The following is a 12,276-nucleotide window of genomic DNA, read 5'->3' as shown; positions in this document are numbered from 1 at the left end:
GATGCATACAAACAGTTATTTTAGTATGCAAAAATCGCCGAGAGCAGATCGCTATCGTCGGCAACCGGAAGGCGCCCGCGCCATCGGGATGGGCAAGGCCGGCAGGCGAAAGCGATTGGCACCGCCGGGGGTCTGGGGAGGTCAGGCAGGATATGAAGATCAGCGAGACGAAATGCGTTGGCTGCGGCAATTGCACCTACGCCTGCCCGATGGGGGCGATCTATGTCGACCCGACGACGCGCAAGGCGACGGTCAACAGCGACGAATGCGTCGAATGCTATGCGTGCTATAACGGGCTGAGCAAGGAGCATCTGCCGCCCAGGACGGTGCGCTTCACCCGGCGCATGATGTCGAAGCTGTGGCTCCGGTTCGAACCCGATCCCGATATCTGCCCGACCGACGCGCTCGAGCCCGATCCGCTGAGCTGGCCCCGCGTCGTACGCCGCGCCTTTTCCGATCCACGCGTGCCGCACGAATCGACCGGCGTCACCGGCCGCGGCACCGAGGAGGTGAAGACCAACGAGATCTCCAACCGGATCGCGGTCGGCATGGTCGGCTTCACCATCGAGTTCGGCCGTCCGGGCGTTGGCGTCCGTTTCCATCAGATCCAGGAGATGAGCATGGCGCTCGCCGCCCTTGGGGTGAAGATCCAGCCGAAGAATCCGGTCACCGCGATGATGAGCGATGTGGAGACCGGCAAGATCCGCGACGACATCCTGAACGAGAAGGTGCTCTCCGCGATCCTCGAGATCACAGTGCCGGTCGAGCGCACCGAGGAGATCATCCGCACCGTCTGGGCGGTCGAGAAGAGGATCGACACGATCGTTGTGCTCGGCGTCGGCACGCGCTGCGACGAGGATGGCGAGGAGCGCGTGGTCGCCCCGATCCTCGAGAGCCTCGGCTACACGCTGAAGCGCGCCAAGACCAATCTCGGCCTGGGCCGTCCGCAGATCCGCGAGCTTGCGCGCGAGAACGCTGAACCGGCCAATCAAGCACAGGAGTCGGTCGCGGCATGACCAACACCCTTCACCGCTACGGCACCGCAGAAAGCTTCAAGGACGATTATGTGATCTTCGCGCTGCCCGCCAAGGGCGGCGCGCAGACGGGCGACCCCAAGCCGGCGTTGCGGCGCTTCCTGGAGATCGCGCTCGACTATAACCCGGTGAACATCGGCGACGCGATCCACGGCGGCGGCACGCGGCCGACCGAACATAGCCACGCGATGGAGCATTTCGCCAGGCGCCCGACCAAGCCCGATTTCCAAAGGGTGATGGACGGCCTGGGCGAGCCGACGACCTATTCCGCCGTGTTCGCGACACGCGAGGATGCGGAGGCATTCGTCCAGCGCATCGTCGAAGAGGACCTCGGCCTCAGCATCAACATCTCCTCCTCGATCGAGAATGCCCAGAATTGCTGCAAGGCGGCCGGCATCACGCGGCACAGCGTCGGCTATTCGCTCGGCTTCGAGGGCATTCAGGACAATGCGCCGAACCGCCATGTGCTCGCCCTGTCGACCATGTGCGGCCACGGCATGATCAGCCAGTCGCTCGCCAAGAAGATGATCGACATGGTCAAGGAGAACCGTGCCTCGCCCGACAAGGTGACGGCGGCGCTGAGCCGCTTCTGCTCGTGCGGCATCTTCAACCCGGTGCGCGCCAGGCGGATCATCGAAGAGGCGCGCAAGAAGACCTTCTAGTCCCCGATGGAGCAACCATTGTGACGACCCAAGCGATGGACCCATGGTCCGACACCAAGCAATCCGCCGCCGGACGCGCCGCCAGAGCCCCGATCGGCGTCGGCGAAGGAACGATCCCGGCCGGGCGCTCCGGCCGTACCCGGCTCTGCTATGTCCATCCCGACCTGGTCAGGGACGCTCGCGACCGGCTGCGCGCCCAGACGGCGGATTGCGTGATGGAGACCCTCGGCATCAGCGTGAACACCTGGGTCAAGATGCGCGACGGCAAGCCGATCCGCATGTCAGTCGCCGAGCGGTTCGTTCAGCGGGTCGGCGCCTCGCGCTGATCCGCCGCGGGGTCGATCGCAGCGCAGGGCGGTATCAGCGTTCAGTCCACCACGTCTTCGTAGCGCGGATCGAGATCGACGGCGCGATCCGCATCGGCATCCGCCCGGCGGATGTCGCCCTGCCGGCGCAGCAACAGGCTGCGATTATAATAGCCGCGCGCCGCATTCGGCGCATAGCGCACCGCCCGGTCCAGATCGGCGATGGCGCCAGCAAGCTCACCCTTGCGCTCCCGTGACAGGCCACGATTGAGCCAGGCGATGGCAAGCCGCGGCGATGCCTCGATCGCCCGGTCGAATGCCGCGATCGCGCCGTCGACATCGCCACGCCACGCGAGCGAAAGACCATCGGCCACCTGTGCCGCCGCACGCCCAGCGGGGCCCGGGGCGGCCGGATCGACCAGCTTCCTGCAGGCAGCGAGATCGCGGCCCGGATCATTTACCGTGCACGCATTCCAGTCGCCCCGCCGCGCGCGCTTCGATGCGATGCGGCCCTGCGCCGCCTTGTAGGCGGATCTGCTCACCCGCGTCCCGGTGACCACGATATTCGCGTCGTCGGAATCCTCCACCGCCAGGGCAGGCGCCGCCATAGCGGGCGGGGCCGCCACCGGCGCGGCGAGGAACGAGCTTTCGGCCCGCGCGGAGGGAGCGCTGCGCTTCATCTCCATCGGCGCTGGTGGTGGGGGTGGCGGCGGTGGCGGTGGCGGTGGCGGTGCTGGCGGGGCTGGTGCCACATCAGCCGTCACCGCCGGCGCTATGGGAAGCGCCGCTTGAACCTTCGCGGGCGGCGAAAGCAGCTTGGTCGGTTCGGCGCGCGGCACGACGACCGGCGGCGCAATGTCGGCCGCGACCGGCCCGGAGGGCAACGCGGGTGCGGGCCGGGATGGCACGACCACAGGCGATGGCGCCTGCGTATTGGTGGCAAGACGGGGACTCGTCGTCATCCAGACCGGCACGCCGACCACCGCAACCAGCGCGACGGTGACCAGCGCGCCCATCCTGGGACCGCCGATCCATGACCGTCGCGGCGGCGTTGCCGCGCGGGGCCGATCGACAGCGCCGGGGGAGCCGGCGACCGCATCGAACCGCTGCATCGCCGCCTCGATCGCCGAATCCCGGGCGGCGGGCCTTGGCGGCGGCGGTTCGGGCAGCGAAGCCGAGAGGTCGCTATCGCTCTCCATTCACAACGCCCCGTCTGCGGCACGGATCGCATGGAAACCCGCCACTGGCCCGAGGCAATGAGGAGACGAAAGCAACATCTGCCGGCCTTATAGCCTCAATTGCCGACTGGTCGAATGGCGATCGGGTGCGGCGGCAGCGGCTGCCGCCGCACCCCATTGCCTATCGGCGCAACTGGGCCAGCGCCCCGGCCGACCTGGCCGCCCGGACAAGCTGGACGAACTCGGTGCGATAGCCAAAATCGTCCTCGCCCCGCGCGGCCGTGACGATCCGCAGTACATCATCATAGCTCATCGAGCCGTTATATTTGCCGCCGCGAAGCAGTTCGGCAAACGCCGCGACCCCGGTCGCGAACCGCGCTTCCCGCGGCGCGTCCTCGAAGCGGGCAACCTCCGACGTGCGGTCGATCGGGGTGGAGATCAGGCGGCTCGTGTCGGATTTCGGCAGCTTGTAGCGGATCTTGACGAAGCCATACTCGGTACCGCGCGACGGCGCCGTAGCCGGCGCCGGCCGCGCATAGCGCAGATCGCCGATGGCGCGAGGCCCGCCCACCGGCACGACCTCGTAGATCGCGGTCACGGTCTGGCCCGAACCGACATCGCCAGCATCGACCTTGTCATTGTCGAAATCCTCGCGGTTGAGCATGCGCGTTTCATACCCGATCAGGCGATATTCGGCGACGGTCGCCGGGTTGAACTCGACCTGGATCTTCACGTCCTTGGCGATCGGGAACAGGGTCGAGGTCGCCTCGTCCACCAGGGTCTTCCGCGCCTCGCCGATCGTGTCGATATAAGCGGCCGCGCCGTTGCCGTTCTGCGCCAGCGTCTGCATCATCGCATCATTGTAATTGCCCATGCCGAAGCCGAGCACCGAGAGGAACACCCCCTTGCCACGCTCGCGCTCGATATAGCCCTTCAGCTCCTCCTGATTGGTGATGCCGACATTGAAATCGCCGTCAGTCGCCAGGATGACCCGGTTGACACCCTTCACATCGAAGTTGCTTTCGGCTAGGGCATAGGCTTGGCGGATTCCTTCGGCCCCCGCCGTGCTGCCGCCAGCGCCGAGCCGGTCGATCACCCCGAGGATCCGGCCCTTTTCGCTCGCCCGGGTCGGCTCGAGCGCGGTGCCTGCCGAACCTGCATAGGTGACGATCGAGACCCGATCATCGGCATCGAGCTGGTCGAGCAGCAGCGCCAGCGACTGCTTCACCAGCGGCAGCTTGTTGGGCGCGTTCATCGACCCCGAGGTATCGATCAGGAAGACGAGATTGGCGCGTGGCCTGGTCGCGCGCTGGAGCTCATAGCCCCGGATGCCGATGCGGACGAGCTTGCGCCCAGCTGTCCAGGGGCTGGGGAAGACAGCGACATTGGTACTGAACGGCTGGTCCGCCGAACGCGCCGCCGCATAGCTGTAGGGGAAATAATTGACCATCTCCTCAGTCCGCACCGCCGCCGGCTGGGGCAGGAGGTTCTGGTTGAGCGAGGCGCGGACGAAGGAATAGGACGCGGTGTCGACATCGATCGAGAAGGTCGAGACCGGATCTTCCCGCACGACCTTGAACGGGTTCTGGGAAGTGGTGGTGAACTTGTCGCGCCCGACATCCTGATAATAGGGCATCGGCATGCCGGGTTCGGGCGCGATCCGCGCCAGATAGCTCTGCGGCGCCATCATCTTGCCGGTCACGATCATGGACGGCGGAGGTGGCGGCGGCGGGGCGGGCGGGGGCGGAGCGGGCATCGCCACCGCGACATCCGCGGCGACTTCGGCCCGCGCGGCAGCTGGCTGGTTCACACGCGCTCCCGTGACGACGATATTCTCATCCGCCGGCGCGGCGGGCGGGGCGGCGGTCTCGATGCCGGACCTCGCGCAGGAGGCGAGGAGCAGGGCGGTCACGCCGATGGCGATGGCGGGGTGCTGGCGGGACATATATTGGCGGGGCATGGGGAACTCTCCCTGGTGACAGCGGCGCACGATCGTCCGCATGTCCCTTCGACGCCCCTCCCCGGGATATCCTTGGGTCCGGTTGAAAATATTTCTTCGAATGCCGCCCCTGCCGTTCAGCCGCCTTCGGCCCGGTCGGTGGCAAGCAGTCGCCGTACCTCGTGCATCCGCCACGATATGGTCGATTCGGCCACGCCCAGTACATCAGCCGCCTCGGCATGGCTGAGCTGCTGTCCGGCGACGAGCACCACCGCATCACGATAGGCCGGCTTCAGCCGGGCGATGGCGCTCTTCACCCACATCGCATCGTGAAGGTCGCGCCCGTCCGGCCCGCGCGTCAGCCCGGTCAGAACGCCAAGCCGCTCCGTAAAGCCAAGAAAGGAACGGCGGCGGCGCTTCTGGTCGCGGCAGGCGTTGACCACGATGCCGCACAGCCAGGTGGTGAACCTGGCTTCGCCCCGGAACCCGCCGATCTTCTCGACCAACGTGCAGCAGACATCCTGCGCGATATCGTCCGCATCGGCACGCGATCCGGTCAATTGCCAGGCCAGGCCGTGGATCCGGTTGTAATGCCGTTGCAGCAGCAGGCCGAAGGCGTCGCGATCGCCGCCCGTGGCGGCGGCGATCAGGTCAACGTCAGGATCGTCCCCCGTATCCGCCACGAGTCAGCGCCGGCCGCCATACGGGCCGGCGCGCATGCGCATGACTGTCGCCGTATCTCCCACAGGCCGCTCTGTGCATCATTCGCGCCCGTGATGCCATCGCGGACCGGCGCCCCACGCCCTCCGCTCGGGAAAGCGGGAGCGGATCGGCGGTATTTCCTTCACTCCACCAGGGCGGCTTCCGCCGATGCCATGCCGGCGCTCGCGACCTCGCGCTCGGCCTGGACGAAGCCATATTCGGGGACGATCTCGCCCGCCCGATCGGAGATGATGTTCCAATGGGCGACCACCTGCTCGCCGGCATCCGCCGTACCGCCGATATGCCGCCCCTGCGACAAGGTGACGCTCGCCCGCGCGAAATGACCTGCACCGGCGCACAGGATCGCACGGGTTGGCGCATCCTCGCCGACGAGCGCGAGCAGCCCCGGACTCACCAGCGCCGGGTCGAGCAGGTCGAGGCTGGTGTCGGGCAAGACGCCGTGAGTCATCTGGGTGGCGGCAGTCGGCGCGAGGCAGTTCACCCGGATGCCGTATTTCTCGCCCTCGATCGCCAGCGTCTGCATCAGCCCGACCAGCGCCATCTTGGCGGCGCCGTAATTAGCCTGGCCGAAATTGCCGTACAGGCCGGACGAGGAGGTCGTCATGATCACGCGCCCGTGACGCTGCTCGCGCATGATCTCCCATACAGCCTTGGTGCAGATCGCCGCGCCCATCAGGTGAACGTCGATCACGATGCGGAAATCGTCGAGGCTCATCTTCGCGAAGCTCTTGTCGCGCAGGATGCCGGCATTGTTCACCAGAATGTCGATCCGCCCCCAATGGTCCATCACCCGGGCGACCATCGCGGCGACCGCCGCCTCGTCGGTGACCGATCCGGCGACGGCAAGCGCCTCGCCACCGATGGCGGCGATCTCTGCGGCGACGGTCTCCGCTGCCTGCGGCGCCACGTCATTGACCACCACCCTGGCCCCGTGACGGGCCAGGAACAGGGCATGCGCCCGCCCCAGTCCGCCGCCGGCCCCGGTTACGATCGCGACGCGTCCTTGCAGTGACATGTGACTGTTCCTCCCTCTTGACCTGCGTTCGTCGCTAGCTCGATTCATATTCACTCTCAAGCTAGTTAGTGTCTTTTATATGTAACATCCGCTGATGCAGCCGGCGGGAATCAGCTTCATCGCGCCGTCAGAACGGCTCTTTTCCCGAATGCTGGCGGCACAATTCCAGGAAGCCGGCGGCCATGAACGACGCCATGCGATCCTTGACGGCAACAAAATCGTCCGACTTGCAGATGCCGCCGGAAAGCTTGTCGATCCGCCCGGTCCGCGCCAGCGTCAACATCAGGGCGCCGGTGACGAAATGATAGCCCCAGAAGATGTCCTGCTCGCTGCAATCGGGCAGCGCCTTTTTCAGCAGTCCGATCAGGCGCAGCACGACCGGATCGAAATGCTCGTCCATCAGCTCGGCACCCCATTGGGGTGCGTTCGCCACCTGCGCGCCCAGCGCGGCATAGTTCTTCCAGCCCTCCCCGCCCTCGATATAGAGGTCGAGATCGGTATCGAGGAACGCGCGCAGTGCCCCCGCGACACTGGGCTTGCCCTGGGTCGCCGCATCATATTCGTCGAGCGCCTTCATGCGCCGCTCGCTCGTCACCACGGCGCGGCGGGCGAAGACCGCGTCGAAGAGCTTCTTCTTGTCCTCGAAATAGTAATTGAGCAGCGTGTGGTGGACGCCGACGCGTTTCGCGACATCCTTCAGCGTCACGCCGTACAGGCCGTGCTGCGAGAAGAGATATTCGGCCGCGTCGAGGATCTGCTCCATCGTCTCGGCACGCTGTTCCGCCTTGGTGTTGCGTCGGCGGGGTTTCACGTCTTCGGGCAATGAGGGCCTTTCTGTCTTGCCGTGACCAGCGCCGAACCGGCGACCGGACCCCGGCTCACGCGCTGCCGTATTCGGATCTCAGGCGTATCTTGTCGATCTTGCCGGTCGACGCCAGAGGCATGTGCTGCAGGCGCACGATCGCGTCGGGGATCCACCAGGGCGCGACCCGCCCTTTCAGGGGCGCCAGCAGGGCTTCGTCGCTGATCCCCTGGCGATCGCGCATCTCCACCAGCAGGATCGGGCGCTCGCCCCATTTGTCGTCCTGCCGCCCGATCACCGCGGCCAGCGACACCTCAGGCAGCGCGCCGACCACCGCTTCGATCTCCGCCGGGTTGATCCACTCGCCGCCCGACTTGATCAGGTCCTTGGCCCGGCCGGTGATGATCAGATTGCCGTCAGCATCAATTCGCGCGAGATCGCCGGTCCCGAACCAGCCATCGGCATCGGTCGCGCTCTGCTCCTGGCCGAAATAGCGCTCGATCACCGCCGCGCCGCGGACTCGCAGATGGCCCTCCGGCCCGCGCTGTTCAGGCAAGGCGTTTCCCTCCGCATCGACCAGCAACAGATCAACCCCGATCGCCGGGCGTCCCGCCAGCGCGGCGGATCGGTCGGGATCATTGGGCGGGGAGACGGTGCCCGAGGGTGACAATTCGGTCATCCCCCAGCTCGTCTGTACCGTCACGTCGAGCCGGCGCTCGATCCGCTCCATCAGCGCCGGTGCCAGCGGGGCACCGCCCATGATGATCCGCTGGAGCGTCGGCACCTCTTCTCCGGTGGCTTCGAGATGGTCGAGCAGACCGAGCCAGACGGTCGGAACGCCCACCGCGATCGTCACCCCTTCGGCGACGATCAGACGCGCCAGGCTCGCGCCGTCAGTCCGCCTTCCGGGCAGCACCAGCTTCGCGCCGGCCGCGGGCACCGCGAAGGGCAGTCCCCAGGCATTGGCGTGGAACATCGGCACGACGACCAGCGCTCTGTCCTTGGCGGAGATCGCCATGACGTCCGCCTGCAGCAGCCGCAGCGTGTGCAGGAAGCTCGACCGGTGGGTATAGGTGACCCCCTTGGGCGCGCCCGTGGTGCCGGAAGTGAAGCACAGGCCGCAGGGCGCGGTTTCGTCGAAGCCTCCCCAGGGCACGGTCGGGGAAGCCTCGGCGATCAGCGGTTCGAGTTCGACGACACGCGCGCCGCCCGCCACGCCCTGGCCGGGCCCGTCGATCACCAGCACGCATTCGATCGCGCGCACCCGCTCGGCGATCTGGCTGGCGAGCGGCATCAGGTCGGCGCTCGCGATCAGCATCCGCGCGCCCGACTGCTCGACCATCGAGGCGAGCTGCGCGCCGGTCAGCCGCGGGTTGAGCGTATGGCAGACCGCCCCCATGCCCATGACGGCATACCAGGTCTCGACATGCGCCTGGCTGTTCCACGCCAGCGTGGCGATTCGGTCCCCTGCCCGCGCGCCAAGCCCGTCGAGCACCGCCGACACGCGCTTGCTGCGCGCCTGTAATTCGCCATAGCCGATCCGGGCGATCCGCCCGTCTTCGCAGGCAGTCACCACCTCGCGGCGAGGATGCCATTTGGCTGCATGTTCCAGAAACTTGTCGAGCGTCAGGTCGAAAGGCTGCATTTCACCGTCGATCATTTGCAGTTTGCCGCCTTTGCCAGCACCGGGGAGATGACGCCGGTATTCCAGTTCCACGGCTGGTCGCCCGCCGCGGATCTGCGGCAGACAGCCGCTTCGTGCAGCGCGAACATGCCCGGGAAGAGTTTCCTGCCCGGCACCGGCACCTGCGCGAAGGCCATGTAGTTCGCGTCGGTGCCATAAGGTTGCCAGGCGGGCTGGCCCTTGGCGACCGGATCGCCGGTCGTCGCGAACGACGTCCAGTAGCTCATCATCGCATCGGACAGGCGCCGTTCGGCCAGCGTGTCGGGCACCTTCGGCCAATAAGGCGGCGTCTGGCCGGCCGTGCCGAAGACATAGGGCAGTTCCGAGGCATGGAACGCGTGCAAACCGTTATCGTCCGCGGCCGGATAGCCATGATCGAACAGATAGAGATAGCCGCGCTGGCCGATCGCTGTCTGGCCGATCGCGAGCCGCGTGGAAGTCCAGCCGTAAAGCGCGTCGCGGGTATTGGCGAGCATGCTCTCGTCGATCGTGCCGGCGGGATAGAGCTTGAGATAATAGTCAGCGAGATCGCCATAGCGGCCGCGGATCGTCTCCTCATAGGCAGCGCCACTGGCAGGCGCCGGCGGCAACAGGACACGGAGCGAGCGGATCTCTCCACTGTTGAAGCCGGCGAGGACCGGCACGGGCGCCTGCTCGCCGCGATTCCAGGTGTCGACGAGCTGGCGGGTCAGCACCTTGCCATCGACGGCGCCCCAGGGGCCATAACCCCTGGCCGCGGCCGAATCCGTGAGCTTTTCCGCGTCCATCGCGCGGAGCGCCGGCAGATCGGCCGCCCCCAGCGCCGTCATGATCTGAGTCCCGGCAGCTTCCGCCGAGGGCGTGCCGTGCGCCGCCTGCTTCAGCTCGGGCGTTGAGATCATATAGGCGCTTTCGGCGATGGCCTTGTGGAACAGCCCCCGCGCGCGCGGTGAGGCCATCAAATACATCACGCTGAGCCCGCCCGCCGACTCCCCCGCGATCGTCACATTGCCGGAGTCGCCGCCGAACGCGCCGATGTTGCGCTTCACCCAGTCGAGCGCCGCGATCTGATCGAGCAGGCCGTAATTGCCGGAGATTGCCTCAGGAGACTCAGCGCTCAGCGCCGGATGGGCGAGATAGCCGAGCACGCCGAGCCGGTAGTTGATCGAGACGACGATCACCCCCTTCCCCGCCATGCGGGCGCCGTCATACGTCCGCTCATGGCTGTAGCCGCCGACCAGCGCGCCGCCATGGATCCAGACGAAGACCGGCAGGTTCTTCGCGTCCTTCGGTGCCCAGATATTGAGCGTCAGGCAGTCCTCGCTCATCTTCTCGGGCGGATTGGTGTAGATGCCGACCGCCTTCGAATGCGGCTGGACGCAGGCCGGCCCGAAATCGGTCACCTTGCGCACGCCTTCCCAGGCCGGGAGCGCGGCCGGGGCCTTCCAGCGCATCGCCCCAACCGGCGGCTGTGCATAGGGAATGCTTCTGAAGACACGAACATCGCCCTGGACGCTGCCCTGCACGCTTCCCGCAGGAGCATCGACGATGGCCGACTGGGCAAATGCCGGACCCGCCGGAAGCAGGAAGGCCGCCAGCGCGGCAAGGCACAATTGTTTCATGCTGACATCTCGACGGGGTTGCGGCTCTCGCGGCGCAGGATGCGCGCGAGCCGGAGGAAGAGCGCGATCGCGATCAGGTAGAAGGGCGTCAGCGTGTACAGGGCCGATTGCAGATATTGGGCATGGCCATGCGCCTTGAACCAGTCGCTCGCCTGGCCAACCCAGGTCGGCCCGAGACCGAGACCGATGAAGTTCATCACCAGCAGCAGCAGCGCGCCGGCCAGCACGCGCTGGTTGGGCCTGACCTCATCCTGCACCAGCGCCACCGACGCCGAGAGATAGAAATAGTTGAAGACCATCACCACCGCGAGCAGCGCAAGGGCGAGCGGCCAGGTCGGCGCCCAGATGAAAGCAAGGTAGAAGGGCATCGCCACCGCGAGCGACAGCGCGGGCGCGATGGCATAGCCCGCCCGCGAGGTTCGCGTCATGCGGTCGATCACCCGGCCGGAAATGACCATCCCGCCGCCCATGCCGAGAACCAGCACCAGCGCGTACCAGATGGCGACGTCGCTCAACGCCATGCCCTTGTCGCGCATCAGGAACAGCACCGCGAAATTGCCGAGGCCATAGGTGACGAACTGAGTCGCGCCGCTACCCAGCGCCGCGAGCATAAGCACCGGGTGCGTAAAGAACATGCGCAAGGTAGGCCAGAAGGCAGCCTTGTCCGAGCCGTGGCTCGTGCGCACCTGGTCGGTCGCGCCGCGTTCCGGCTCGCGGAAGAACAGCCGCACCAGCAACGCCGTGACGATGCCGATGATGCCGATGATGATGAACGGCATGCGCCAGCCGAACCGCTCAGCGATCGCGGCGCCGAACGCCACGCCGATCGCGGCGCCGATCGCCGGGCCGAGATTGAAGATGCCGAGCGCCGCGGCGCGTCTGCCGGGCGGATAGGTATCAGTGATGATCGCGTAGGATGGCGGGACGCCGCCCGCCTCGCCGAAACCGACGACCATGCGCGCGACGACGAGCTGTGTGTAGTTCCCGGCCATGCCGCAGGCGATCGTCGCGCCGCTCCAGATCGCGCAGGCGAGCGACAGGACGTTGATGCGGTTGGTCCGGTCGGCGAGCCAGCCCACCGGGATCGCGATGAAGCAATAGAACATCGCGAAATACAGGCCGCCGATCAGGCCGAGCTGGCCGTCGCTTACCTGCAAGGCATCCTGGATCGGCTTGGCGAGGATGCCGATCAGCTGCCGATCGAGAAAATTGAGGACATAGACGAAGGTGAGCGCGGCCAGCATGAGCCACGGACGGGCGCTGGTGGCCGGGGCGGAACGCGCGGCGGCCGGCTCCGTCACGCCGATCGGGGGAACGGAACCGGCGGCCACCG

At 66.8% G+C, this 12,276-nt stretch carries 11 protein-coding genes; 3 read left to right on the top strand and 8 right to left on the bottom strand.

Translation table 11 applies throughout. The features are described from left to right. Nucleotides 1-152: 152 nt before the first annotated feature. The 3 genes from P0Y59_22525 to P0Y59_22515 are packed head-to-tail and all read left to right on the top strand — an operon-like array spanning nucleotide 153 to nucleotide 2,022. Nucleotides 153-1,016 carry a 4Fe-4S binding protein gene (locus P0Y59_22525; GenBank protein WEJ99649.1) on the top strand — a complete coding sequence of 288 codons (864 nt, stop codon included), beginning with the start codon at nucleotides 153-155 and terminating at the stop codon, nucleotides 1,014-1,016. Next, nucleotides 1,013-1,696, top strand: coding sequence for a hypothetical protein (locus tag P0Y59_22520; GenBank protein ID WEJ99648.1), 684 nt, complete (start codon nucleotides 1,013-1,015; stop codon nucleotides 1,694-1,696). The genes P0Y59_22525 and P0Y59_22520 overlap by 4 nt, the downstream gene beginning before the upstream one ends. A gap of 20 nt (nucleotides 1,697-1,716) precedes the next feature. Further along, on the top strand, nucleotides 1,717-2,022 hold the full coding sequence (locus tag P0Y59_22515; GenBank protein ID WEJ99647.1) for a hypothetical protein: 306 nt from the start codon (nucleotides 1,717-1,719) through the stop codon (nucleotides 2,020-2,022). 41 nt (nucleotides 2,023-2,063) lie between these two features. On the opposite strand, the gene P0Y59_22510 is transcribed toward P0Y59_22515, so the two are convergent. The 8 genes from P0Y59_22510 to P0Y59_22475 form a co-directional block, all read right to left on the bottom strand. After that, a complete protein-coding gene (locus P0Y59_22510) occupies nucleotides 2,064-3,200 on the bottom strand; it encodes a tetratricopeptide repeat protein (protein WEJ99646.1) in 1,137 nt (378 codons plus the stop codon). Between the two features lie 160 nt (nucleotides 3,201-3,360). Then, entirely contained in the window at nucleotides 3,361-5,139 is a 1,779-nt protein-coding gene (locus P0Y59_22505) for a VWA domain-containing protein (protein ID WEJ99645.1), read from the bottom strand. 116 nt (nucleotides 5,140-5,255) lie between these two features. Beyond that, nucleotides 5,256-5,801 carry an RNA polymerase sigma factor gene (locus P0Y59_22500; GenBank protein ID WEJ99644.1) on the bottom strand — a complete coding sequence of 182 codons (546 nt, stop codon included), beginning with the start codon at nucleotides 5,799-5,801 and terminating at the stop codon, nucleotides 5,256-5,258. Between the two features lie 161 nt (nucleotides 5,802-5,962). Further along, nucleotides 5,963-6,856, bottom strand: a complete 894-nt coding sequence (locus P0Y59_22495) for an SDR family NAD(P)-dependent oxidoreductase (GenBank protein WEJ99643.1) — start codon at nucleotides 6,854-6,856, stop codon at nucleotides 5,963-5,965. Nucleotides 6,857-6,983: 127 nt separating this feature from the next. Continuing rightward, a complete protein-coding gene (locus tag P0Y59_22490; GenBank protein ID WEJ99642.1) occupies nucleotides 6,984-7,667 on the bottom strand; it encodes a TetR/AcrR family transcriptional regulator in 684 nt (227 codons plus the stop codon). Nucleotides 7,668-7,734: 67 nt separating this feature from the next. Then, the gene (locus P0Y59_22485; GenBank protein WEJ99641.1) at nucleotides 7,735-9,318 is read right to left on the bottom strand and encodes a long-chain-fatty-acid--CoA ligase; all 1,584 of its coding nucleotides are present in this window, start codon (nucleotides 9,316-9,318) and stop codon (nucleotides 7,735-7,737) included. Beyond that, nucleotides 9,315-10,943, bottom strand: coding sequence for a carboxylesterase family protein (locus P0Y59_22480; GenBank protein WEJ99640.1), 1,629 nt, complete (start codon nucleotides 10,941-10,943; stop codon nucleotides 9,315-9,317). Before P0Y59_22480 ends, P0Y59_22485 begins: the two co-directional genes overlap by 4 nt. Beyond that, entirely contained in the window at nucleotides 10,940-12,274 is a 1,335-nt protein-coding gene (locus P0Y59_22475; protein WEJ99639.1) for an MFS transporter, read from the bottom strand. The genes P0Y59_22480 and P0Y59_22475 overlap by 4 nt, the downstream gene beginning before the upstream one ends. Nucleotides 12,275-12,276 lie beyond the last annotated feature (2 nt).

The organism is Candidatus Sphingomonas phytovorans (assembly GCA_029202385.1).
GTDB lineage: Bacteria > Pseudomonadota > Alphaproteobacteria > Sphingomonadales > Sphingomonadaceae > Sphingomonas > Sphingomonas phytovorans.
This window is presented reverse-complemented; position numbering and strand designations above follow the sequence as displayed.